This is a genomic window from Candidatus Rhodobacter oscarellae (assembly GCF_001078595.1).
GTDB classification, from domain to species: Bacteria; Pseudomonadota; Alphaproteobacteria; order Rhodobacterales; family Rhodobacteraceae; genus Rhodobacter_B; species Rhodobacter_B oscarellae.
Window position 1 is genome coordinate 2651283 of sequence record NZ_LFTY01000002.1, and the last position, 24918, is coordinate 2676200.

Annotated in this window: 18 protein-coding genes, 1 tRNA gene and 1 pseudogene; 10 read left to right on the top strand and 10 right to left on the bottom strand. The window is 60.6% G+C overall.

Annotated features, from left to right (window positions below):
* Positions 1–112 precede the first annotated feature (112 nt).
* From AIOL_RS17460 to AIOL_RS17485, 6 genes are all read right to left on the bottom strand, one after another.
* A complete protein-coding gene (locus AIOL_RS17460; protein WP_049645514.1) occupies positions 113–781 on the bottom strand; it encodes a GntR family transcriptional regulator in 669 nt (222 codons plus the stop codon).
* A 76-nt stretch (positions 782–857) separates the two neighbouring features.
* Complete coding sequence (locus AIOL_RS17465; protein WP_049644162.1) at positions 858–1976, bottom strand: hypothetical protein; 1119 nt, start codon at positions 1974–1976, stop codon at positions 858–860.
* A 37-nt stretch (positions 1977–2013) separates the two neighbouring features.
* A complete protein-coding gene (locus tag AIOL_RS17470; protein WP_160314512.1) occupies positions 2014–2589 on the bottom strand; it encodes a nucleoside hydrolase in 576 nt (191 codons plus the stop codon).
* Positions 2586–2954, bottom strand: a complete 369-nt coding sequence (locus AIOL_RS17475; RefSeq protein ID WP_152912574.1) for a hypothetical protein — start codon at positions 2952–2954, stop codon at positions 2586–2588. Before AIOL_RS17475 ends, AIOL_RS17470 begins: the two co-directional genes overlap by 4 nt.
* 5 nt (positions 2955–2959) lie before the next feature.
* Positions 2960–4861 (bottom strand): multicopper oxidase family protein, encoded by a 1902-nt coding sequence (locus AIOL_RS17480; RefSeq protein ID WP_049644165.1) that lies wholly within the window; start codon positions 4859–4861, stop codon positions 2960–2962.
* A 21-nt stretch (positions 4862–4882) separates the two neighbouring features.
* Positions 4883–6301 carry a hypothetical protein gene (locus tag AIOL_RS17485; RefSeq protein WP_152912575.1) on the bottom strand — a complete coding sequence of 473 codons (1419 nt, stop codon included), beginning with the start codon at positions 6299–6301 and terminating at the stop codon, positions 4883–4885.
* A 451-nt stretch (positions 6302–6752) separates the two neighbouring features.
* On the opposite strand from AIOL_RS17485, the gene AIOL_RS17495 reads away from it, so the two are divergent.
* The 4 genes and pseudogenes from AIOL_RS17495 (at position 6753) to AIOL_RS17505 (ending at position 10400) form a co-directional block, all read left to right on the top strand.
* Positions 6753–6829: transfer RNA gene (locus AIOL_RS17495), tRNA-Met, on the top strand.
* 294 nt (positions 6830–7123) lie between these two features.
* Positions 7124–7435: pseudogene (locus AIOL_RS24570) on the top strand (integrase core domain-containing protein); the annotation flags it as partial.
* 466 nt (positions 7436–7901) lie between these two features.
* Positions 7902–8480 carry a tetratricopeptide repeat protein gene (locus tag AIOL_RS17500; protein WP_152912576.1) on the top strand — a complete coding sequence of 193 codons (579 nt, stop codon included), beginning with the start codon at positions 7902–7904 and terminating at the stop codon, positions 8478–8480.
* A 15-nt stretch (positions 8481–8495) separates the two neighbouring features.
* Positions 8496–10400 (top strand): tetratricopeptide repeat protein, encoded by a 1905-nt coding sequence (locus tag AIOL_RS17505; protein ID WP_049644169.1) that lies wholly within the window; start codon positions 8496–8498, stop codon positions 10398–10400.
* A 119-nt stretch (positions 10401–10519) separates the two neighbouring features.
* Here the strand turns inward: AIOL_RS17505 and AIOL_RS17510 are convergent, their stop codons facing one another.
* The gene (locus tag AIOL_RS17510) at positions 10520–11182 is read right to left on the bottom strand and encodes a sulfotransferase family 2 domain-containing protein (RefSeq protein WP_082152655.1); all 663 of its coding nucleotides are present in this window, start codon (positions 11180–11182) and stop codon (positions 10520–10522) included.
* 79 nt (positions 11183–11261) lie between these two features.
* Positions 11262–11984: a class I SAM-dependent methyltransferase gene (locus tag AIOL_RS17515; RefSeq protein ID WP_049644171.1), complete on the bottom strand. Its 723-nt coding sequence runs from the start codon at positions 11982–11984 to the stop codon at positions 11262–11264.
* Between the two features lie 364 nt (positions 11985–12348).
* Here AIOL_RS17515 and AIOL_RS17520 point away from each other — a divergent pair, with 364 nt between their 5' ends.
* The gene (locus AIOL_RS17520; protein ID WP_049644172.1) at positions 12349–13107 is read left to right on the top strand and encodes a hypothetical protein; all 759 of its coding nucleotides are present in this window, start codon (positions 12349–12351) and stop codon (positions 13105–13107) included.
* On the opposite strand, the gene AIOL_RS17525 is transcribed toward AIOL_RS17520, so the two are convergent.
* Positions 13082–14116, bottom strand: a complete 1035-nt coding sequence (locus AIOL_RS17525) for a rhamnan synthesis F family protein (protein ID WP_160314514.1) — start codon at positions 14114–14116, stop codon at positions 13082–13084. The two genes, AIOL_RS17520 and AIOL_RS17525, sit on opposite strands and share 26 nt — an antisense overlap.
* A 299-nt stretch (positions 14117–14415) precedes the next feature.
* On the opposite strand from AIOL_RS17525, the gene AIOL_RS17530 reads away from it, so the two are divergent.
* The 5 genes from AIOL_RS17530 to AIOL_RS17545 all read left to right on the top strand — a co-directional run bounded on the left by AIOL_RS17530 (position 14416) and on the right by AIOL_RS17545 (position 22784).
* The gene (locus tag AIOL_RS17530; RefSeq protein ID WP_082152657.1) at positions 14416–17493 is read left to right on the top strand and encodes a glycosyltransferase; all 3078 of its coding nucleotides are present in this window, start codon (positions 14416–14418) and stop codon (positions 17491–17493) included.
* Positions 17494–18095: 602 nt separating this feature from the next.
* Complete coding sequence (locus tag AIOL_RS17535) at positions 18096–20072, top strand: bifunctional 2',3'-cyclic-nucleotide 2'-phosphodiesterase/3'-nucleotidase (RefSeq protein WP_049644175.1); 1977 nt, start codon at positions 18096–18098, stop codon at positions 20070–20072.
* A gap of 168 nt (positions 20073–20240) precedes the next feature.
* Entirely contained in the window at positions 20241–20789 is a 549-nt protein-coding gene (locus tag AIOL_RS26000; protein WP_152912578.1) for a hypothetical protein, read from the top strand.
* A gap of 571 nt (positions 20790–21360) precedes the next feature.
* Entirely contained in the window at positions 21361–22020 is a 660-nt protein-coding gene (locus AIOL_RS17540) for a hypothetical protein (RefSeq protein WP_152912579.1), read from the top strand.
* 344 nt (positions 22021–22364) lie between these two features.
* On the top strand, positions 22365–22784 hold the full coding sequence (locus AIOL_RS17545; protein WP_049644177.1) for a hypothetical protein: 420 nt from the start codon (positions 22365–22367) through the stop codon (positions 22782–22784).
* A gap of 541 nt (positions 22785–23325) precedes the next feature.
* Here the strand turns inward: AIOL_RS17545 and AIOL_RS17550 are convergent.
* On the bottom strand, positions 23326–24138 hold the full coding sequence (locus tag AIOL_RS17550; RefSeq protein WP_049644178.1) for a creatininase family protein: 813 nt from the start codon (positions 24136–24138) through the stop codon (positions 23326–23328).
* Between the last annotated feature and the right edge of the window lie 780 nt (positions 24139–24918).

Below are 24918 nucleotides of genomic sequence, written 5' to 3' on the forward strand. Positions count from 1 at the left end.
CTATGCGCAGCGGTGGCGGTGATTTTGGTGGAAGTCAACCGGGCGGCGCAGCGAAGTGGGCAGCTGGAGAGGGGGGGCGGTTGGGAAGCGTCTTGGCCTGGATCTGACCTCCTTACCCCAGCGCGCCATCATCCAACAGGCCCGCCAGGTAGCTTCCGGTTCGGGTGTAATGCGCCAAGAGCAACGCGCTGGCCGTATCCGCCTGCCGGTCCACCGCCGCCGCGAGGATGGCGCCGTGCTCTTCGGTCACGTCTCGGCTTTGATAGTCCCGGCCCCGCCCCGCCAGGAAGCGGTAGCGGATGTTCAGATCGTAAAGCTGCGAGCAGAATTTCAGCAGGATCGGCGCCGCCGCCGCCGCCAGGAGCGCCATGTGGAAGGCCTTATGCAGGGGCTCGAACCCGTCGCCGCCCTGCTCCTGCGCGCGCTGCATCCGGTGATGCGCCAGCACCAGCGCCTCCTCCCAGGCCTGGTCGCCGCGGGCGATGCTCTCGCGCAGGGCCTGATCCTCTAGGGTGGAGCGCAGGCGCAGGATCTCTTGGAAATTCGCCGCACTTACCTCGGCGGCGCGAAAGCCGCGCTGGTCGATGCGCTCCACAAGGTTGTCGGAGGTCAGAAGGCTCAGCGCCTCACGGATCGGCGAGGCGCCTGTGGCCAGGCGCTGGCGCAGGCCGTCGATCTTAAGCTTCTCGCCCGGGCGGATCTCGCCGGCCACGATCAGCGCCCGCAAAGCCAGATAGGCCCTCTGCGTGGCCGAGCCCGGCGCCGCCTCGTCTTTGCTCACAAACTGGTCCAAATCGCACCTCCGCGCGGAAAATATCGACTTTTCCACGCGGAGCAAGCGATTCAGTCGGCCAAGCCTAATCCGCGACGATGGCCGCCCAGGTGATCAGCGCGCCGTTCATCGAGGTGTAGAAGCCAAAATTGCTGTAGATCTGGCTGGACCAGCTCTCGCGCAGCTCCTGCGGGATGTCCTCCCCGCCGCCGGTTTTCATCGGCACGACCGGGTCGGAGACGTTGCGCACAAAGCAGAAAGCCGTGTCCTGTTTCTGCGCCTGCAGCCCCAGGACGGCATCGTCCATCTCTAGCGCGCTATAGCCGGTGGTGTCGTCGATGCTGGAGATAAAGTAGTAATCCGTGGTCAGCAGCGGCACGCCCTTTTTGTCGAGCCCCTTCGGCGCGTCGAGATCCCGCATGGCGTCGTTCATCATGTCGGTTACGTCATACTTGCCGATCCAGCTCTTATCGCCATAGCCGTTGTCGTAAAGCGCCTCGCACATCATGTTTTGCAGGAATGGCTCTTTGATGAGCGGCTCCAGCTTGTAAAGCAGCTTGTCCTCGACATCGCCGAACCGCGCGGTCGAGGGGAACCAGTCGCCGGTGACGGTCTCGCCATCGATCCCGAGCTTTTTGTTCTCCTCCAGCTTCAGCTGGATCTTGCCCGCGTTGGTGACGGCCGTGTCGCCGAGCTTTTCCGAGATCGTCGCCCCGCCCGCGGTGCCAATCGAGTAGAGCCGCTTTGGCGCGGCCTCGCTGATCAGCACCTCGACCATCTTCATCATGCCCGCGCCGTAGGGCGGGTGCGCCAGATGCGCGTCGGCCTTAAACAGCAGCACGCGCAGCGGGTCGCCGCCCGCATCCGGGGTGATCTTCACCATCGCGTAATAGCCCCAAAGGTGGCTGTTGTTGTCGCTGCCGCCGCTGGAACGCCAGTGCCAGCCGTCGCGGAACGCGTCCGAGCTGGCATACGCCTCTTTGTCGGAGTTCACGAAGACATGGTCGAGTGCGGCCCATTCCGCGCTGGTCCAGGTCATCACCGCGATATCCGCGCGGGGCATCGGGTCGCTGGCGCTGGGGCTGCCGAGGTCCACGACCTCGGGCTTTGTGCTGCCGACCAGGGACCAGTCGATCACTGGCAGGGGCGGCAATTCGTAGGGCTTCTTGCACCGATGAGCGTCGGTGCTGCGATTGGTGGCCATGGGTGCGTCCCCCTTCCAAAAAAGAAATCGGGCCCGCCTAGCGGGCGATTTGTTGCAAAACGTAGTCGTAAAAGGCCTGCTGCTGCGCCAGCGTGAACACCACATCCACGGCCCGCGCGTCGGCGTCGGGCACCATCGCGCCCTCCTTGTCGCCCATCGTCTCGACCCGCATCTGCGTGGGCTGGGCCGGGTCAAAGAACTCCGGATGCGCCAGGTAGCAGGTCGTGACCACGTCCCACATCTCATAGAAGGGCTCGTCGCTGACCAAGGCGTAGCTCTGCGCGGCGAGGTTAGAGAACGGGTAGACCTTGCCCTGCATGTCCAACGCATCCAGGAAATCCGGGTCCAGCTTGGCCTGGTCCGTCACATCCAGCGGGAAGACGGTGATCTTCACCGACGTCTCGCGGATCAGCCAGTCCGAGGCGGGCGGGTCCCAGAAGACGTTCCACTCGGCGTAAAGATTGGCCACCGGCAGCGTGGTTGGATCGAGGTTGCCCTTGACGTTCCAGGCGCCCGCCATCCAGACGATCTCGGCGATCTTGGCCTCCAGATCGGGGCGCTTCTGCAGAAGCTGCGCGATGGGCGTGGCCGGACACAAACAGAGCAGCGTCACCGGCTCGTCGCCGCGCTGAGATACTCCTCCAGCCAGGCGTCCCCATCCGGGTAGGGCGGCCAGTCGGGATGCGGCCCGAAGGGGTCAAGTGCCGCGATCTGCCCCTGCTTGATGCAATCCGCCCGGTAGGGCCAGGGGAACGGGTTCAGCCCGCGCGCATTGGACAGCGACAGAGGGATGTCCGTGCGCCCGATGAACTGCTGGATGCGCCAGGCCGCATCCATGGCGGGGCCATAGATGCAGTCGGCGTTGACGATCACGATGCCCTCCAGGCTGACCTCGGGCATGGTGGTCAGCAGGATGGTGGACATGTACTCGTCGATGGCGGCGTCGTGGACCAGCACGACCTTCTTGGGATCAGACATCGCGCTCACCCGTGATCACTATGGCTGTCAGAGCCGTCTAAGATCAGGAAGTTCTGCATCATGCCGGTGTCCTCATGCGGCAGGATGTGGCAGTGATAGACCGACTTTCCCGCCCATTCCTTGAAGGTGTTGCGGATGGTGATCTGCTTGCCCATGGGCACCCAGACGGTGTCCTGGATCAGCACCTGGTCGTCGGGGTAGCGCACATAGTTCGTCACCGTGCCGTCCGGGGCCACGTCCGCCTCGGCGATCACCTCGAAGCTGTTGACATGGATGTGGAACGGGTGGCCCTCGGTGTTGTTCATATGCCCCGGCATAGAGCCCGCGGGCGGGCTCATCACATGCCCCGGAGAGCCGAGCACCCAGTCCTCCGTCGTGCCAAGATCCACCACGAATGGCACGCCCCGCTCGTCATAAAGCTGGTTGTTGATCAAGAAATCGATGCCCACCACCTCGTTGGCCATGCCGGGAAACTGCATGCCGAAATTGACGTAACGCTTGCGGATCACGTCGCTATCGGGCGTCAGCGGGAAGTGCCGCTTTTGCACCGGCAGCGCGCTGGGCAGGTCCATGTCGTTGGTCTCGTCGGTGATGGTGATCGTGGCGATCACCCGGCGGTCGCTTTCCAGGAATTGCAGCGACTGCGGCGCCTGCACCAGGTCATAGGTGCCGGGCAGGTTGGCGGCTTTCACGAGGAACTCGGTGCGGTTGGCGGGCGCGATGAGGATCTGGTACTCCGTCTCCGACGCCGTGGCCGGGACCGCGTTGATCGTCTTCAGCTTGGGCAGGTTCACCCCGTCCATGCCGATCAGATAGAGGTCATGCCCCTGCAGGTAGAGCGGCATCACGTCGTCGCTATTGGCGTTCAGGATGCGGAACCGCGCCACCTCGCCCTGCTTCATCGTGTAGTTGGGGATGTTGCCGCTCAGCGCCTTGCCGGTGGGCGCGGTCGGGTTTGCGGGGTTATGCGTCTCCTTGAAGATCGGCGTGCCGTTCACCAAGAAATAGCGGATCGCATAATCGCCGGTGGTAAAGCCGCCCTTGAAGTCGGTGTTCTCCTTCTGCCCCGTGGCGGGGTTGAAGACGGTGACCTGACCGGCGCTAAAGGTCTGCCAGATGGTGTTCTGCACCGGCTCGTAGATCCAGGTGTCGGCGCCGTCGCGGTCGGGGTTGTCGGTCTGAAAGAGGCCTATATCCTGCACCACCAGAATGTTGTCGGCGGCGGCCTTGATCTCGGGCACCTCGTCGATATCGCCCTTGATCAGGATGCCGCCCGCCATGCCGCTGACCGCCTGCACCACGGTCGAGCCGTGCTTGTGCGGGTGGTACCAGAACAGCCCCGGCGGCTGGTCGTTCGGAAGCTGGAACGTGTAGTCGCGGGTGCCGCCCTCGGGCGGGATCTGGATCATGTCGGCGGTGGGGTCGGTGGTGCCCTCGCCGCCCTCGAAGAGATGCGGGATCACCTCCAGCCCATGCACATGCAGGTTGGTGGCGCTCAGCCCATGCGGCACGTTGTGGTTGCCGTCCCATTGGAACAGCGGGTTGGTTTTCGAGACATAGGGCTCGACATTATAGGCGGTCAGGTTGTTGACCACCTTGATGTTCAGCAAATTGCCCGGCTCAGAGGTCAAGAGCGGCCCCGGCACGCTGTCATTCCAGGCGCGCAGCTTGGCGGTCACGCCGGTCTCGCTGACGCTGGCATCGGCGCCGAAACTCTCCACGACCTTCCAATCCGAGGTCAGCGTGTAGTCGTTGGTGGAGCCGGAATATGGCTCGGCCGGCGCGGCGGGCGCGTCCTGGGTGGCGGCTTGCGCCTTGTCGGCGGCAAGGGTCGCGGCGGCGGTACCGGCAGCCAATAGGCTGCCGGAGCGGGACAGGAAGTCCCGGCGGGTGACGTCTTTGGTCATGGTCTTCCTCCCTGGGCCCGATCAGAACTGGTTCGGGTTGGTGCAGGCGTTCGGCGCGCCGTTATTGGCGAAGGTCGCGTATTGCGTGAACGCCACCGCCAATTGCAGCGAGGTGTCCAGCGGGACCGCCCCGGCATAGGCCGCGTCCGGGTAGGCCTGCGGGAAGTTGTAGTTCGAGAAATACGCCGCGTTCTGGGCCGAGCCGCCCGCCGCGCAGATCCCGCTAAACCCAAAGGAGGGCGGCACGTTCGTGCCCATCACCGGGATCGCGCCATTGGCCGCCGCAAAGGACGAGGCGTGGCAGGACAGGCAGGACGACACGGGGTTGTCCACCGGACCGGCCAGGCGGCCCTCGCAGCCCCAGTGCTCGTACTCGATCACATCCGGCACGATGCCCAGGTTCAAGACGCTCTCGGTCGCGGGCACGCTCAGCGCGCGCGGCACGGCGGGGAAGGTCTTGGGGTCCGAGCCCCATTGCAGCCCCAGGGGCACCAGGCGCTCGAGCACGGTGTCGCCCTCGGCGTTGCCCGAGTAGCCGAAGGTGCCATAGACCCAGCGCGTCGGCGAGCGCGGGTCGATCACGGCCACGTCCACCTGGGTCAGGCGGGTCTCTTGCAGCGCGCGCTCGCAGGTGTAGCCCGTGCTGTCGCTATAGGCGTGGCGGTTCACCATCCAAACGGACGAGCCCTCGAGATACTGCACGCAGTCCGGCGTGGCGTTGGTGGTCAGGAACTTGGCCACCATGGTGCCATCGGGAAAGGGCAGTCCGCGCGGCACGACCTGGCCGCCCCATTGGGTCAGCGCGGGCATGCCGTCCTCGGGGAAGGCCTGGCCGATGGCGTAGCCGCCCCAGGCGTTGTAGACGCCCACGGCCCAGCTCTCGAACCCGTGCGGGAATTGCGCCTGGCAGTCGTTGCTCATCGCGGTCAGCGGCGTGGCGTTGGGCATCGGGCTGCCGACGAAGTCCGACAGATGCGCGGTGCGTTCGTTGGTGGTGCCGTGGGCGAACTCGCGGCCCGCGCTGGGGTCATAGGCCATCCAGGGGACGTGGAACCACTCAGGATAGCCGTTCGGCGCGGTGTTGAACCCCGCCTCGTTAGAGAAGTTCGGGTCCTGGCCCCGGATCGCCACATCCAGCATCGACATGATGTAGGCGTTCCAGTTGCTGTCCGGGTCGTCCCAGTCCAGCGGCACCCCGGTGGTAAAATCCACGTCGATGGACAGCCAGGGGCAATCGTCGGGGCCACAATCGCCGGGATGCTCGGCGGGGTAGTCGTGGCTGAGCTCGAACACCGGCCCGGAATAGCCCGGCGGCGGGTCGTTCACCGCGTTGGCAAAGCCGTTCTCGGCGGCGGTCTGGGCAAATGCGCCGGTGGTTGAGAGTGCGAACAGCGTGCTGGCGAGCACACCCCGCGCGGCGGAGCGATTGGCTAACGTCATAACTAAGTACCTCTGGTCTTCCCTAACACAAGAGATGCAGAGCGCATCCCTAAGTTGAGAAGAGCACAGGCGAATGCATCTGCCAAGCAATACAAATCAGGGGAGTTTCGATTCTTGTGGATTACTTTTGCGGGAATTTCGCAACAAATGTTGACGCTAGGTCACCAAGCCCTTGAATCAATTCCCATAAATCACCCCAATCGCCCGCAAACCATGTCGGGACAAAAAATCGCACCTGAGAGCCCCCATCCCGGGCGACCGCGCGCAGGCCACCAGAATCATCCGCCCACCGGCGCAAATCGCCGCCACCAAAGCCCGCGCGGTCATGCAACCGGCTCACGCTGAATTCGCCGCGCCGCGTCGGCCGATTTTTCACCGCCCCCAGAGCCAATTTGCCAGCACTTCCCCCTTGACGCCTAGAGCCGCCTCCCCTACACCGCGCTTCGCTCGTGGCGGAGTAGCTCAGGTGGTTAGAGCAGCGGAATCATAATCCGCGTGTCGGGGGTTCAAGTCCCTCCTCCGCTACCAATTCACACAGGCGTTGTCTTGCGAACCATAGCTGCCCGCAGCTTATGGATGTCGTGTACGGATGGGCGCGTCAGTCCCCCAGCGCCGCTGGCAGTCATAGTGCCAGGATCAAAGCGCCATCCAGCAAGGCCGCGCGAGGCGCGGCGCAGGCGGCACCGTTCCGCCGCGAAATCCTTTCTTCTAGCCCCACCAACCGGCCCGCGCTAGGGTTGCATCCAGGCCTTGGCGTGCCCCAGCTGTCATCGAACGGTCACGCCCGGCTGAGCAAGCCATCGTCGCGCAATTGGTCCGAGCGACAATGGTGTCGATTGGCACTTCATCCACCCAGGCAAGCCGCAGCATAACGCGTTCCTAGAGAGCTTCAACCGAAGCCTGCGGGATGAATGATTGAACGAGGAGATGCTCGACTGCCTCGACGATGCACCTCGAAAGCTGGCGTTTTGGCGTTATGACTACAACAACGTCAGACCGCGCTCATCGCTCGGGAATCAAACGGCCGCAGAAGCGCGCCGGACGCTTGAGCAATTTGAAGGCTCCGCGCCCGGCGCGCTGGCCCAAACCGAAACCAGGGAATATGAAAAACAAACCCGCAGACTCTCGTTATGAATGAGGGACCATCTGCGGCAGGTCAGCGAACGCGGCCAAACGAACTCATCGTGTGGCTCGTGAAGCGAGTGGAGGCCGCTATAAGAATTGCCAATTCCGCCAACTCAGCGGCGCACATACCGCGTTGCAACCAAGTAGAGATGTCCGACCTGGGCGCTGACGTGAGCGATTCCTGGCCGGGCGGAGACCCCACATATCCCAGCCGCTAAAACGCAGATTTGAATGCTTCTCCCGAAACACATCGGGGCACCCGGGGTTGCCCCGATTTGATGGCACCGGCCCACGGCTTTGAATATACTTGGAAAAGCACCGGAAATCCGTTTCAATGCGCCGACGCGCTGCGCTTAGTATGCCACGAATTCCTAGGGGAACAATCAAATTGCAATCCGACACCTCAAACCCCGCGACCCAAGGCTCTCCTGAGCTGTCGCCAGCAGATGCAGACCGGCTGGTGGTACGGGCGGACGTGTTGCGGGAAGAGTGCGTGGCGATGCAGGCGCGTGAGAAGGACTTCCTGCTTAGGGCGATCGCCGCAGGGCGCGCGGATGTGAGCCTCTATTGCCGCCTGGCCGAGCTTGCCGATCAAAGCGGCGATCTTGACGCCGCGCGGACATATCTTGCGCGCGCGAAAGCACAGCCGCAAGATAACGACAGCAAACAACAGCTCGCATTGTTAGAGGTTCGCCTCTTGCGCCTATCGCGGCGCAGCGCGCGGGCCGATGAGCTTGAGACCGAGCTACATTTAGCCGAGGCCAGGGCGGCGCAACGCCGGTCCGACCGCCCCGCCACGCGCGCGGCCCTGAACAAGGCCCTCGCGCGGGCGGGCACGCCCTACTCGGTGGAACTCTGTTTGTTTGAGGCGACCGTCCTGGAAAGCGAAGGGGACTTAGAGGCCGCTGAAAAAGCGCTACGCGCCGGCGGTAAGGCGCATCCCAAAGTCTATTGGTTCCCGATACGCCTGGCCCGGCTAACCCATGAGCGCGGCGCCAAGCGGGCGGCCCGGCAATTCTTCGACAAGGCACACAAGCTTGCGGTGGACCCCTAGCCGCCAGAATTCTACTTGCTTGGCTCCGAGATCCTCATCGCCGAGGAGCGACCAGACGAAGCGGAGGCGCTGCTGGATCAAGGCGCAGATGCACACCCTGCAAACCTCTGGATGCCCCTGCGGTTGGCCCGTGCACGCCACGCGCGCGGCGCGATCGCCGAGGCACGCGAAAGCCTTGATCGGGTGATCAAGATCGCCCCAGAAAAGAAGCCCCTATGGCAGGATCTGGAGATCAACCTGCTCTTCGAAGAACGCCGCTGGCCCGAGGCGATCGAGATCCTGGAGGGCTTGCGCAACCGTGGCGCGCTTAACCTGACAGAACGGATCCGCCTGGCCCGGGCCTATTCTGATAAAAACGATTCCGAAGCCGAAACCGCATGTTTGCTAGAGGCCCCCCGGAAGGCGATGCTTGAACCCGTCTTTCTGCGCTATGTCTTTTGGCGTCACGTCAAAACCGCCTCGGCGGAGCTTGTCGACACAGTCTTGAACGCATTGCGCGCGCAGGACCGCCACGAGCTGGCTGATGAGCTCGCGCTAGTGACGTATATCCAAACAATGCAGTACGATCTGGCGCTGGAAGTGCTGCGCCGTCATAAGATCGCAAAGCGGACAAACACAGAGGCTTTGCGGCTTATTCAGGTCCTATTTGGATCGCATCAATTCGCCCTGGGAACACGCTACGCCCGGCTATGCCTACGCTGCTGGCCCGAGGATTCCAGCATCTGGTCGGCGTGCGTTCGCAACCTCATGAAGCTTGGCGCGCTTGACCAGGTCGCCCAGACGCTGACTGACGCAAAGGACCGCCTACCAACCGAGGTGGTCGCGCAGATGCAGCATCTCTATTGCGGCTATCGGGCCGATTTCGAGGGAGCTACCACCGCATTTGAACAGCTCCTTGCAGCCGGTCAATGCCAGCAGAGCATCCAGGAACTCCAAATTAAGTTGATGTTCAACCTCATGGAACTGAAAACCTATGACCAAGTCACTCACAGGATCGGGCAGCCTGGGGAGTGGGAAAACCGCCCTCTGCACCGGCGGGGCCTGCCGGGCGCGTTCCTGATCGAACTGGCGCTTGAGAAAGAAGAAGCACCAGAGGGGGAGCATGTATCGGTCGAAGACTGGGCGCGCGCACGGCCCAACTCTTGCGTTGCGGCAACACGGCTCGTCGATTCCTGGTGGAGTGCCGGCTCAAACCAACGCCCCGCCCCGCCCCACGCAGAGGCACCGCAGACCATCCCGCGGCAAATCTTTCAGTACTGGGATAAGCCCAGCCTCCCCGGTCCGATCTCGCATATGGTTGAGAGTTGGAAAAACTGCGCGGGCTTCACGCATGAAATCTTTAACCGCCGCTCGGCTGCCAATTTCTTGCGCAGTACATATGGCTCTAAGTGGAGCCGTGCATTTGGCTTGGCACGCACCACTGCGGGTGAGGCGGACATGCTGCGGCTCTGCGTGCTCGCCGAGCGGGGTGGAGTGTATGCAGATGCCGATGACGTTCTTTATGGCGATCTAGATGCGCTGCTGAAGGGAACGCGCGGGTTACTGCTTTATCGCGAAACCCTTGGCGGTGCCCTAGGCAACAACTTCATCGCCGCCCCGCCAAAGCATCCGGTGTTGGTCTCGGCGGCCGAGATGGCCTGCAGGGCCTTATCGGAGCGCTCGGTCGAAACGGCCTGGACACAGACGGGGCCGGGGCTGCTGACCAGGGCCGTAGCCCAATACGTCCTGGACGTAGGAGCCGAGCACGCGCGCAGCCAGATCACGGTTCTGGACTGGCCATCCTATGCCAGCCATGTCGCGTCACATAACCCGGTCGAATATAAGATCAAAAAGGGCCATTGGGTGGCGGACCAAAACATCATCCGGCCGTCGGAGATTTGGAACGTATTGCATGGGGCCGCTGTTCAAACACCAGCCTAATCACAAAGCGTTCGGCCCTTGGTCCCGCAAGCTTGAAAGGCGGTCAGAGCGCCCGCGCATGTTCGATGGAATCTGCCGGTTTTGCTCTCAACCCAGCCTTAGACTTTGCGCGAACCGCCCTAATACTGCGTCTCGGCATCCACGTCATACCCGAAGCGGCTGAAATCTTCAGCGAATATCTGAGCGATGATTTCCCGATCTGTAGCGGTCACAAGAACGGGTGCCTCGCTGCTCTGCATCTCTGCAATGCGTGTCTCTCGGGAATTCGCGTTCTCGATACCATCCTTGGACGGCTCGTCCCCCGCGATTTCGTTCAGCCAGCCGGTCACTGCTTGAAGCCCCTCCTCCAGACGGAAGACGCGGGCCCCTACGGGCACAAAATCCGTCATTGGTCTGACGTGATTATCGAAGGCAAACGGGTCTTTTTGCAAGGCCTCGGGAAGTCCCTCCAACCAGGCCGAGAAGGACAAATCTGGTGACACGGACTGTTCCCGCTCGCGCTGGAACATAAAAACAGAGGCAATCCTGTCTACTGGATGGCGGACGACAGAAAAGCTCATGTCAAAGAAGGTCTTGGGAAAATAGCGTTCAAGGACCCAGGTCGGCACATGCTGAGGCGAGCTCTTGCTCCAACGCTCCCCTTCGGGCTGTGATAGGTAGCGCCGGTCCAAGAATGCCAGTTGGCCGAAGCGGCGGGAAAGGTAAAGATTCACGGATGTGCCTGCGCATTTTGGGACATGCGCAAAGAAAATCACCTTCCCTGCCGCTCTGAAAATAGGCAACGTTTTAACGCCTTCTAACTGTCCAAGCGTTCCTCAAAAGGCCACCATCCGCATCCTGGGTGACGGCCTCTCAGGAGGCTCATATTGTCGAGAAAGTTCCCGCCTTGCGGGCCACAATCCATTCACGCCCACCATACTTAGATACATAGGGCTCGCCTACGGTGATGGCTTCGACAAACCCGGCTTCCCTCAGCAAGGTGCGCAGGCTGTTGGGCGTATGCCACCACGAGGTTGGGTTCTCGATCGACGCCATCGGGTTGTCGCCTTCGGGGAAGATGACGCCTTCGTAGTTCTTCTTCTTGACGACATTCCCCGTGTCGAAGCCGCGAGCCGCCGATGCGTCATGCTGAACCAAGCTGGAATGGTGAACTTGTGTGTCCAGAACAAGGACCGCTGTCTTCGGGACCTTGCCCATTAACTTGATCTGATCTTCGAGCGTGAGGTGGTAGAGTAGCCCGAGGATAACGCTGACGTCGAAGGTCGATTGGTTGAAATCCATGACATTGGATTGAATGAACGTCACGCTTCCCAGATTTTCCGGCACTCGCGCAATGCGCCCGTCCACAGCGGTCGGTTCGAAACCGTATTCACAAGCGATCTGGGCGAACAGACAGGGGCCTGCTCCGAGATCCGCCAGTTTCTTACCGATGGTTGGGTCTCGTTTGAGCGACTCCATGATCCATCTGAACGTTTCGGTGCGATGACGCCCTTCCGATGGGGCATTGATGTTGGGGAAGACGCTACGTTCTTTCATTAGTCGACCTTGAGCTTTCTGCACATCTTGGATCGTGCTGTTGGACAATGTTCCCCCTATCAACCCATTTTTTTGTGGTTTTGCAATAGATCCCACACTCCTTGGTTGCAGCCCCTGTTTGATCTTTCGCCAAAGGGAGGCTAGCCATCCATACTATGAAAACGGTTATCCTTTGGGTTGGAAATTATTAGACAGGGACGTCTTTTCAACAGTCTTTGCTCTTTAAGAACCATGATCTGCTGGACCAGGCTGGCATCGCTTACCCCCGAACCCCGCCCTATACAGGATCGCATCCCGTGGCCGCGGTTTGGGTCAAGAGCGTGGTCCCAGATGAATTCTATGGCGGCGCGGCGCGGGAGGCTATGGGCGCGCACTTATTGAAGACGCGTTTCGCGAGCACGACACGCTGCTCTTGTATTCCAAGGTCTTCACACGGGTTTTGTTCGATCCCGAAGCGGCACGGGCTTTTCGGGCGCTCTTCGGGGCGGACACGCAGTTCCATATTATGTTCACCACTCGACGTGTCGAAGAGATGCGCAACTCTCTCGCTGTACAGATGCTGAAAACGGGTGGGCCAAAAAAGAATGACGTGTATTTTGGCTGCGATCCGGGCGTGGCCCTGGATCACGCACGGGTCTGCGACTACATCGCGGTGATCGACGCCTTCGAGGCGGTCTTTGAAACCACTGTCAAAATTGTTCAATACGAGACGCTCAAGCAGGATCCTAAGGGCTTTGCCTTGGCCTCGCTCGCGGCTATTCAGCCCGGTCTGGGCGAAGGCAGGGACCTCGTGCAGCCGCTGCCCGAAGAGCGCAACAGATCGCCGTCTCCGATCGCGATTTGGATCGCCGAGATCTCGGCAGTCCTCGCCCGAAAGATGGGCCTGAGGAACCCCGAGACCAATACGCTTTTAACGCGGGCCGAACACCAGGCGATGTGCGCCCTTGGCGATCGCGTCAACGCGGCGCTCGTCGAGCGCGCGGCACATGTGGGGCAAGATTATGTGCCCTACCCCGCCAGTGAGCGCAAAAATTTGATGTTTCGCGACGAGGTCGATTTCGACAAATGGGTTCGCGTTGCGTCCGATATCGCGCAGGCCCCAAAGCCATGGCTGTCAGGGCTTGGTAGGCGGACGGCAGGACGCATTAGGCGACAGTTTCAGAGGCGCTGAATGCCGGGCTAGAAGCCCGAGCCAATGCCGACGGTGTCGCAACGGAAAGGCCCAGATCCGCGGCAAGAACCCCCAGGAGGCGCTCCACCCCATGCGCGAGCGTGCCATCCGTCTGGCCCCATTCCGGCTCGAACTCCTCGACCTGCAACGCCAGCGCCACAAGCTGTGCGATCACAGGTGCCTTGATCCAACACACCGTACCTGCCGGGAAGCTAAAGCGCGCCGGCATCTGCCCCGGTCGCAGCCGCTTGATGAGGGCTTCGACCCGCGCGCGGTTGGCGCCCCAGTGGCCCGGCCCGTCATAGGCATGCCCCTCTGGCACAAGCAACGCCGCGTGCGGGTCACTCAAGAAGGACCTGAGCATTGCCGGTGCATCCTCAGACGGCAGGACCCCCTCTAAGAGCGCGTTGCGCCAACCTGCCCCGTCCCTAAGATGGGTAGAGGCCTTGGTGTGCAATTTGCAAACAGCCTGATATTGGCTCAGCAGGCCGCCATTAACCAGTTGGGTGAAGGGCAGGACGTCGCGACCGCGATTCGGCATCGCCACAACGTACGCGCGCGGCCAGGCGCTGCGGATCTCCGTGATCAGTTGAGCGGCGTGCTCGGCCGTTTCGGTCACGGTGACATAAAGATCAAAGCCGATTTGCAGTTTGTGCAGACGCGCTTCTATTTCGGCCCAAAGCTTGGGGTAGAACACATGCACGACGACCGCGATATCGGCGGGCGCACAGGGCGCGCCTGCGAGGGGCCCATAGGCCGCCGCATCCGGGACGGGATCAACGCAGACCAACCGCTGCGCCCGGCCTTTGGAGATGTAGTGCCAAAGCGCGCCCTCAAAGGACTCCAACCCGATTTCAGAGTTGTGCCGCAGATATGCCCTCGGAGAAAACAGCGGACTTGGCTGCAGCCCCGAGCGTTCTCCTTGGGTCAGGTAGTGGCGGAGCGGAAACCGCAGATGGACCGGATGGAGCAAGGGATGCGCCTTGCGATAGAACGCCGGATCAAACATCCCCGACGCCTGGATACGCCTCAGCCGCCAAGGAGGCACCGTTGACGACAAGAAGAGTTTCACGGCCAACACGCAATAATGCAGCGCAAGCTTCAGCCACCTCATCGACGGAACCCATGTTGAAATTGTCGACCGCATGAGTTGACTTTACCCGGATTCAAAACACACCTCATTGCGCGGCGCTTCAAAGGCGCAGGCCCCTCTTTTTTCGACATGACAACAGTAGCCATACTACCCCTGGCGCTGTAGGTGGAGAGTATATTATGTAGCTCAAAGCTATAGAGGATTAAGCCAATAAAATGCCAAAAACTGCGGGTTACGTCGATGCTATTCTCGATAATACGATTATTGGTTGGGCTTGGCTACCAGGCAGACCAGGAGAGTCCGTTAAGGTAGAATACATACTGGACGGCGCAACCAAGGCACAGGCGGAGGCCAAGCTTTTTCGGGCCGATCTCGCCGATGCAGGTATCGGGCACGGGTTTCATGCTTTCGAAATCATCCTACCACCAAGCATGGATCCCCCGGCGTCCCTAAACGACGTGGAAGTCCGCGTGGTTGAAACCGGAACGCGGCTTAAATCTTCGTCCGCCAGACCGGCCCAAGGCTCCTTGGTCGGGCAAGTGAAATCCATGGTGCGTGGTCTTATTGGCAGCTACCAATCGCTCGCCAAGCCACAGCAAGCCGCAGAGCCAGACCCGACCACCGCCACATTACAACCCGCAGAGCCCATGCGCGGCTGCATTGAGAGCATCAGCGACGCAATCCTAAGCGGTTGGCTTTACGCGCCGGGGGTGGTGGAATGCGTCCCGGTCCTGTTCGTGGATGGCAAGCCGGCGGCGCTTTTGGCGTGGGGTGCGCCACGCAGCGATATCGACGCAACGCTTGGCAGTCGTGGAACTCAGGGCTTTAAATTTAGCGTGAATGGCCTGCGGGCGGGCATGAAGGTCAGCCTCTATGCGCTGCAGGACACGCGGCTAGAGCTTGTAGCGGAAACGATCGCTGCAAAGAATGTCCCGGAAACTTCAATCATGAAGTCGCTTACCGCCGCGGCCCAGATTGCGCGGCAACCCGGCGCGGTGGCCGTGACCTGCTGGGACGGCGGGCACAACCCGATCGGGCGCGCCAAGGTCTTGTGCGACGTCGCGCGCACCCGGCACCCGGTGGTGTTGTTCGTCTATCTCTTCAAGGAGTTCGGCGGGGAAATCTGGCCACCCATGCGGGAAAGCGAACACATGATCGTCGCAATCCCATGGGCAGAGCGACAACAATATCACCGCTTGATGCGCGCCATGGGCATCGCCTTCGACACGGTTTGGATTTGCAAGCCGCGGATGCCCTCCTTCTTGCTGGCCTCCAAAGTGGCTAGGCCCGAGGCCAAGTTGATCCTAGATCTCGACGACAACGAGGAACATTTTTCTCGCTCCAAGGCGAGCCGAGATAAGGCCTACGGGCTGCCAACGATTGGGCTGAGCCGAGCCGCAACCGAACGCGTGCCGGCCCGCACCGCCGCCAGCATCACGCTTAAGGAGGAGTTTGACGCAGCCTTCGTGCGCCATGTGCGCAGGCCTACGCCCAAACGCAAAATAGATAACACGACCAACAACGCCGAGCGCCCCCTAAAGATTGGCTTCATTGGCACCGTGCGCCCGCATAAGCGGATCTTGGAAGTCGCGCAGATAATCCAGGACATCAAGAAGCGCTCTAACCTGAACATCTCCTTTCATGTTGCTGGCGACATCAACCCCGACCAACTGCGGGTCTCTTTGCAAAAGGCCGGCGCAGAGACTGGCGGCAATATCTTGCAGCACAAACTCAGCGCCCATCTTGCAGAGATGGACATCATTTTGACGGGATACGCCTCCTCAGAGGGCATGGATGACAAGATCACCCGGTATCAGATTTCCTCGAAGATCGGCGACGCACTGAGCGTCCAACGCCCCGTTTTGGTGCCCAAATCAGCAAGCGTGATGGACCTTGCGGACACGGACGGCGTCTTTCTTTTCACGGAAGAGGACTTTGAAGAGCAGCTCAAGGCCGCTTTGGCCTACCGTGGCCAGGCGCGCCTGCCGCATGAATTCACCTTCGACGGCGGCTATGCGGGATTCACCCAAGCCTTGGCCGTCGCCGAGAAGGCACCACGCGCAGCCGTTGCTCTGGCGCAGCTGTTCCCCGGAAGCGAGCCGGAAAGACGCGCGCCCTCAAAACCTGTCCTACTGCTGGTCTGGAAGCAGCATGATGCCGGGCTTTACGGCCGCCGGATTGATCAAATCGCGCGCACCTACCGCCGCGCCTTCCCTGACCATAGGGTCGTTGTGCTCGAGTTCTTGCACGCAACATCTGACGAGCAATACCGAGAGGGACGGCAGGCCTTCATGTCCGACCACCTACAGCTTGTGCATCTGGGCGATCTAAAGCGCGAAGGCGTGTATGTTGATGACGATGGCGTCGCCTACCACCAGATCTACATGCGCGCGTTTGCCCTACTCGAAGGCATGGTGATCGACTTCCTTGCCGCACAGAACATTACACCTGCGAACGCGACGGTCGTGCTCTTTCCTTACATCAACTCTCTTGAGCGACTGTACGATGTTCTGTCCCCCTATACTGTTGTCGTGGACGTCGTCGACAATCAGCTTTCATGGGCCAAAGGGGCGGCGGTCACACAGATCAAGACCCAATACAACATCTTAGCCAGGCTGGCGCATCGCCTGGTGTTCAACTCGCAGCGGAACTTAGATTTTTTCCGCTCCTCGGGCATTGTCCAGAGCGATATAGAGGCGGCAGCCCATGTCATTCCGAATTGGTACACGTTGCCGGCTGGCTTTAATCGCACCCCTAATCAAGACCGGAACACACAATTCGAGATCGTCTATAGCGGCAATATGAACGACAGGATTGACTGGGATCTCGTCGTTGCGTTGGCGCAGCTGGACCCGCATATCAGGCTGCATCTGGTGGGCGCCGCAATGCGGGCCAAGGACGGGTTCTATCAGGCGCTTGAGCAACCAAACGTAGTCTTCCACGGCCCCAAGCCCGAACGCGATCTCTTGCCATTTCTGAGCCGGGCCGATCTTGCGATCATGCCACACACGGCGGACAAGGTGTCCACCTTTATGAACCCGCTGAAGCTGTATATGTACCGCGCCGTTGGCCTGCATACGGTTTCGACCGATGTACCCGGTATCGAGGCGAACGCCCTCCTGACGATCTGCGAAACTCACGAGCGCTTCTTGGCCACCATTCAGGCGAAGCTGGACCAGGGTACGCCGGGTGCAACCGAGCCCGCGCCGGAGATGCCACAACAGGCGGCGGATTATGTTCACCTACTAACGGATTGCTTTGCCCAGACGGACCCGCCCGCGCCGGGCGCCTGAGCTGCTCAAACGCTGCCGTAATTACGGTGCCATTCGTCGAAACGCGTGACGCCCTGGGTGATACCTGTACGGGGGGTATATCCGGTTAGCCTCCGCAACAGGTCCGCATTTACCCAGGTAGCCGGCACATCGCCGGGCTGCATCGGCAGCAAGTTACGCATCGCTGGCTTGCCGGTCGCGGCCTCAATCGCAGTGACCTGCCCTGCTAAAAATGGCGAGATCACCAGAAGATTATTGAGAATACTTTTTCTTTAAAGGTTCGCCAGCCTTGCACAATTTTGACCGAAGGCCAACGCGACGCATCGCCAGACAGATTTCTCCTATCCCCTCGCCGCTACCGGTTTTGGCTTTTGCGAAAACGTCCTGATCTGGAACCACTTCACGCGGCTGCCATCTGGGTCGGTTTTGGTCTCGTGCCGGATGGGGTGGCCGTTCGTGGATTGCTTCATGAACCCGGCGCGAACCCGCCGCGAAATCCTTTCTTCTAGCCCCACCAACCGACCCGCGCTAGGGTTGCATCCAGGCCTGGGCGTGCCCCAGCTGTCATCGAACGGTCACGCCCGCCCCCTATTCAAGTTCCAGTACCTATAGGAGTGCTTGCTATGCCCACAAAGAATTATAACCTGATCTCTCGTCGGACTTTCCTTGCCGGCGCCGCCGCAGGAGCCACCTTGATCGCGCTGCACCCTTTCTCGGCCCGCGCGGCCGCCGGGCAGGTCCATCTGCGTCTCATGGAGACGACGGATCTGCACGTGCATGTCTTCCCGTATGACTACTATGCGGACCGGCCCCGCGACACTGTTGGGCTTAGCCGCGCGGCCTCCATCGTGCGCGGGATCCGCGCCGAGGCGGCGAACTCGATGCTGCTCGACAATGGCGACCTGATCCAGGGCAACCCGATGGGCGACTACATCGCCTACGAGCGCGGCATGAAGGAGGGCGACAGCCACCCCATCGTGACCGCGATGAACGTGCTGGGCTATGACGCCGCCACCATCGGCAACCACGAGTTCAACTACGGGCTGGATTTCCTGATGAAGTCCATGGCCGGGGCGGATTTCCCGGTGGTGCTGTCGAATGTGGCGCTGGAACTGGGCGCGGCCCCGCGGCAGGACAAGACGCTGTTCAGGCCCTATGTGATCCTGGACCGCCGGGTCACCGACGGCGCGGGCGCGGCGCATGCCATCAAGGTGGGGCTGATCGGCTTCACCCCGCCGCAGATCATGAACTGGGACCGCAAGCACCTGGAGGGCAACGTGGAGGTGCGCGACATCGTGGCCACCGCAAGGGCCTATGTGCCCGAGATGAAGGAGGCCGGCGCCGACATCATCATCGCGCTCAGCCATTCCGGCATCGGCGCGCCGGAGGGCGAGATGCTCGAGCACGCCTCGACCGCCCTGGGCGGCGTCGATGGGATCGACGCGATCCTCACGGGGCACACGCATCTGGTCTTCCCGGGCCCGAAACACGAGAGCACCGACGTGGTGGACCCCGCCGCGGGCACGCTGATGGGCACGCCCGCCACAATGGGCGGCTTCTGGGGCTCGCATCTGGGGCTGATCGACCTGATGCTGGAGAAGTCCGGCGGCGAATGGCGCGTGATGGCGCATGAGAGCTCCGCGCGCCCGATATCGAAGCGCAACGAGGACCGCTCGATCACCGCCCTGGTGGAGGACGACGCCGAGGTCCTCGCCTCCGTCCAGCAGGAGCATGACGAGACGCTGGCCTATGTGCGCCGCGGGGTGGGCAAGACCTCGGCGCCCCTGCACAGCTACTTTGCGCTGGTGGCGGATGACCCCTCGGTGCAGATCGTGTCGATCGCGCAGAAATGGTACATCTCCGAGATGCTGGCGGGCACGGAATACGCGGGCCTGCCGATCCTGTCGGCGGCGGCGCCCTTTAAGGCGGGCGGCCGCGGCGGGCCGGAGTATTTCACCGACGTGCCCGCGGGCGACGTGGCAATCAAGAACGTGGCGGATCTCTACCTCTACCCCAACACGGTGCGGGCGGTGAAGGTGAACGGCGCGCAGGTGAAGGACTGGCTGGAGCGCTCGGCGGGCATGTTCAACCAGGTGGCGCCAGGGGCCAGGGACGCCGAGCTTTTGAACCCCAGCTTCCCCAGCTACAATTTCGACGTGATTGACGGGGTGTCGTACCAGATCGACCTCTCCGAGCCGTCAAAATTCGACCCCAAGGGCGGCATGGCCAACCCGGGCGCGAACCGGATCGTGAACCTGACCTACGAGGGGGCGCCGGTGACCGACGAGATGGAGTTCGTCATCGCCACGAACAACTACCGCGCCTCGGGCGGCGGGGACTTCCCGGGCGCCAAGGGCGACACGATCATCTTCGAGGCCCCGGACACGAACCGCGACGTGATCGTGCGCTACATCGTCGAGCAGGGCACGATCAACCCCTCGGCGGACGCGAACTGGACCTTCAAGCCGTTGGACGGCGCGACGGTGCTGTTTGACACCGGCCCCGCGGCGAAGGGCTATGCGGAGGATGTCAAAGGCGTGACCATCGAGGAGGCCGGCGATGGCGCCGAGGGCTTCGCCCGGTTCCGCCTGCAGCTCTGATGCACTGAGGCCGCCGGGGCAGGCCCCCCCCCCGCCCCGGCGGCGTTTGGAACGAAAACTCAAGGTCGGCTCTGAGCCCCTTTCACCGATGCTGCGCTGCGCACGAATGTCCGGTCTTGGAGCGACGGCCAAAAACGTGACAATATCAAACAGAGTTTTGCCAAGGGGTTGTGGCCCAAGATTTTCCAACCATTTCAGCAAGACCACTCGAAGTGTCAAAAACGTCCGTTTTTGGCAGAGGGGTTGTGGCCGGACGTTTTTGACCTGAACGCAGACCTGTTTGGGCGTTTGACGTCGTACATTGAAATCCGCAACGAAGATGCTCATGTCAAGTCTACCAAGGAGGAAAGAATGTTCCGATCACTCGCGATCTTGCTATGTGGATTAATGCTGCCTGCGACATCGTACGCATGTACGAGTGGGACTGAGAGCAAGACTGCAGTGGCGCGGCCAAACCTAGCGGGAGAATACTTTGGAGATGATTTGGTCGTTCAATTCGGATCGGCTGTATCAAATATTGCGGAAGCGGCGACAGGAACCGCTTTCAGATTTGAGGCTTGGAATGCGGATAATACGGTCGTCGCAACCAGTCTGATCGCTCCAAACTTTGGCGAAGCCATTTCTATTGTCCGAACTGATACTTGCAAGTACCGAATCGTCCTCGACGAAGGCTGGGGATTCCGCAAAACACTAACGGTGACCCGCTCACCAGACTAAGCCTTAATTTGTCGGACAGCTTAGTATCAGGGAAAATCTGCCAAAACTCATACGATTCTGTCACCGGCGAAAACCACCGTTTTTGGCAGGGACGTTTCATCCAAAGCCGTCATTGGCGCACCCGCAGCGAAATGGTGCTTTGTCCGCAAGATTAACATTCAGTCACCCCACCGTGCGCCCTGTTAATCCCACAATTGCCCGACACCGTGCCCGACAAAAGTCCGACGTTTTGCCGACACATGGCCGACGCAGGTTTTCTCAACGAAATAAGGCATTAACCCCCGATTCGGGGGCTGCCCAACGGAATCGCCGCACGCGGCGTTAACACGCTGTTATGACCGCGCGGAGGGCTTGGCCCGGTTCCGCCTGCAGCTCTGATGCACCAAGGCCGCCGGGGCGGGCGCTTCCCGCCCTGGCCAGGCTTCCATCTTAAAATCAAGGTCGGCTCCGAGCCAATTGCGTTGAACGTCGCAGTTTTCAAGAGTCTTTGCATTGCCTGGAGCTGGAAAAATACTTGAGATGTAGATAGGAAGAGTGCGACTTCGACTAGGCAACCCCAAACTGGAAGAATATGATATATCTCATTATTCCAATCGTGATATTCTGCATTTTGAGCGGCTTGGCTATTGCTTCTTTTAAGCTTGCATCAGCCCATTTGAATGAAGATGAAAACTCGGAGCCAGCGCAACGTGGCTGTCTTTGGGAGCTATCAATTCTGCTGCTTTTCCCGGTACCAGTGATCTTCGCATTTTACCAATTCGGATTTCTGGCGGCGGTGACGGTTGCCCTAGCTTTGTGGTTGATCCGCCGTTGCGTCGAATTTTTCAAAGGCAGAACCTGGTCGGGCGAAGTTTTACGACTTCTCTTGTTGCCACTTGGCGCATCCCTGACCTTATCCACTGGAAATTTCTTGTATTTTCAACTTCTTCCGAGCGCATGGTGTGTGCTGAATGTTTTAGAACAACTCTACGGGCTTCTCCAAAAAGGAACCCATCTGTTTCATGGTGACAATGGCGAGACGCTCTTTTCTGAAGATGAAACTAGGTTGGCGCGCTGGGGTATAATCAGCGCTAGTCTGGCCGGGTTGCTGATCAGCGAATACGCTCGACACAAATTATCGCTGTCCAGCTGGGTCTGGTATTATGGATACCTAAGACTTGAGTTCTTGCCGATCATGATGGCATCAATCACCCCCGCAATGATCAAGCTGATGAGAAGGTCAGAAAGTTAATCATGCAATATTTGCGCTTGGGATGTGAAGCTGATCGCTGTTTGGGTTCCATACATCTAGTGCATCTGCCTTTCGCTTTCCATTGCGGGCATTGACCAAACACGTGCGAGTAACATCAAGATCCCGCTAGGCGGTCTCCCCATTCGGCAAGCGCAGGGTCCCACTCCATCCAATCAAGAGCAATGACAACAGGGGGGGGAAGTAGCGCCACCTATTTTATAGGCGCTTCCACGACCACAGGCGCCACGCGGGAAGAAGTATTTGCTAAACCCGAAGATTCACTTGACTTTGTCGTTCAACGATTGGCCACATGGGGAAATCCAGCTTATTTGAGAGTCAAGCTTATGAAGAAACGTTACATCACGGGGTCTTTTTTCATTGCCGGGGCGGTTTCCCTTCTGGCGGTAGGGGCGGCATCGGCGGATGTCTATAAATGCCAGGTCGAGGCGAGATACACGAAGGGCTGGTTCCTCCCGGCCTATGTTTTTTCCCACACGCGGGGTGAGAAGCAGGTCATGGTGGAAAGCTACGGATCGAGCGGAGAACGTTTTGGCAGTTTCCCGGCTAGGGTTTTGAGCGAAAAGGGCAGCAAGCTGCGCGGCAGGTTCGACTGGGACGGAGCGCGCACGACAACGGGCGCGAAGATCAACGTCCGCTATACGGCGACACTGGATCGCGAGACGCTCTCGCTGAAAATGCGCGCTTCCGTCGGTCGTCATGGCCAGTCAGAGCATGCGCGGGGAGCGTGTGTCCGCGTAAAATGATCCGGGACCGCGCAGAAATGAGTTGATTTGCCCAACCTGCCGGATACCAGCGCGGTTTTTCATTCAAACCAAACTCGATCACTCAAACGCGCGCTCAAGAGCAACCAGACGAAAAACCATCGCTTTCACTTCGTAGTCGCTCCAGTATGGTTTTTATGTCGGGTTCGTCCGCAAGATTAACATTCAATCACCCCACCGTACGCCCTGTAAACCCCGCAACAGCCCGACACCGTGCCCGACAAAAGTCCGACGTTTTGCCGACACATGGCCGACGCCGGTTTTCTCTACGAAATAAGGCGTTAACCCCCGATTCGGGCGGCCTGCCCAACGGACCTGCCGCACGCGGCGTTAACACGCTGTTATGACCGCGCGGATGGCCTCGCGCGGTTCCGCCTGCAGCTCTGATGCGATGACTTACCGGGGCGGGCGCTGGAACTCGCCCCGGCCAGGCTCCGATAAAAAGACCAAGCTCGGCTCAGAGCCCAGAGCAGAAAAAGGCGCGCGAATTCACGCAGCAGGTTTGTAATTCGCAGAGCGTGCTTTACTCCCTGAACGGAACGCCCCCTGTGCTTTCCAGGCGCAGGTCATTGGGCGCGGCCCAGGTCTCGGGATCACAGATCAAACGCGCCAACGCATCCGCGCCGGCCTCCAGCAATTTTTCACCCTTGTCCGCGTTTGACCGCGCGGGGTTCCCCGCCAGACCATTTTCGGTCACATGCGCGAAGGGCCTCCAGCGATACGATTTTTCTCCAGCTTGCAGGAACTTTTTGGCGCCCATGGGGCTGGCCAGCCCAGCAAGATCGCTGTCGTCGACCAGTTCTGGTTCGCACACCATCATCATCGAGGTTTCCGCCTCGCCTGCGTGCATTATACCCGGTTGGTCCTCGAGATGTCGGGACAGCTCCTCGCCGGCCTCGGTGGCATAGGCGGTCGCGACCAGCGTGGCCTCCGAAGTAGGGGACAGTTCGTCCAAGATCTGCTGCATCGCGATGGTGTTTCCACCGTGGGAATTCGCAATCAGAATATCGCGAAACCCGTGGCGGGTGATGGAGGCGATCAAATCCCGCACAACCCGCCGGAACGTGTCATGACTGAGAATCAATGTGCCGCCAAACGGCATGTGATGTTCGGACAGGCCTGACCAGACCACCGGCGTCACCACAACGGGCCGGGTTCCATACGCCTTGCGCGCCGCGCGATGTGCCACTTCCTGACCAAGACGCGTGTCGGTCATCACAGGCAAATGCGGCCCGTGCTGCTCGATCGATGCAATGGGCAAAATCACAACCGCGTTCTCATTTGCCAGCGCGCGCAGTTCATGTGCTTTCAGCCGCGCCCAGTCCACTTCAATCATTTGGCCGTCTCCTGTTCTTCAAATGCTGTGACCCGTTTTACAGGTCGACGGATCACGATCACCGCGAATGGCACCAAAGGTCAATGTCACTTGGGTGCTCATATCGGCTAAGTCCGCGAGATTAAGTTTCAAGAAACTCTCCGTGCGCCCTGTTAAACCCGCAGTTTTCCGACACCGTGCCCGACAGAAGTCCGACGTTTTGCCGACACATGGCCGACGCGGATTTTCTCAACGAAATAAGGCGTTAACCCCCAGTTCGGGCGGCCTGCCCAACGGACGCGCCGCGCGCGGCGTTTACACGTTGTTATGATGGCGCGGAGGGCCTCGCGCGGTGCCGCTTGCGGCTCTGGTCCATCGGGCCGCTTGGGCGGGCTCATATCAGGAGATCGAGGTCGCCTCGGAGCCCCAGGACTGACCCGCCCCCGCGGCCTTGGCGGGTTTGGCTGCCGTCGTCCACCACAGATCATGCGACGCTTTGTTGGGGGTCCGTCGAACCTGTCTGACGATTGAGGTTTCTCAATCGGACCGAAGGCTTCATGACCCCGGAGAGGACCACACCGCTGCGCGCATGTCCGCGTCACATGATCGATACCGCGGTCTCAACTGGCGCGCCTCACGCCGCGATTGTGTCGCCGCGGTTCGTTGTGCTTGGCCAGGCACGCGTCCAGATCGGCTTGCAACTCCTCGACCGGGCGATGGGGGCTGGTCGAAACTGGCCGGGTCGCAGGTCGCATCCCATTGCGGCATAACACTTGAGAAACAGGGCGTAGTAGACCGTTG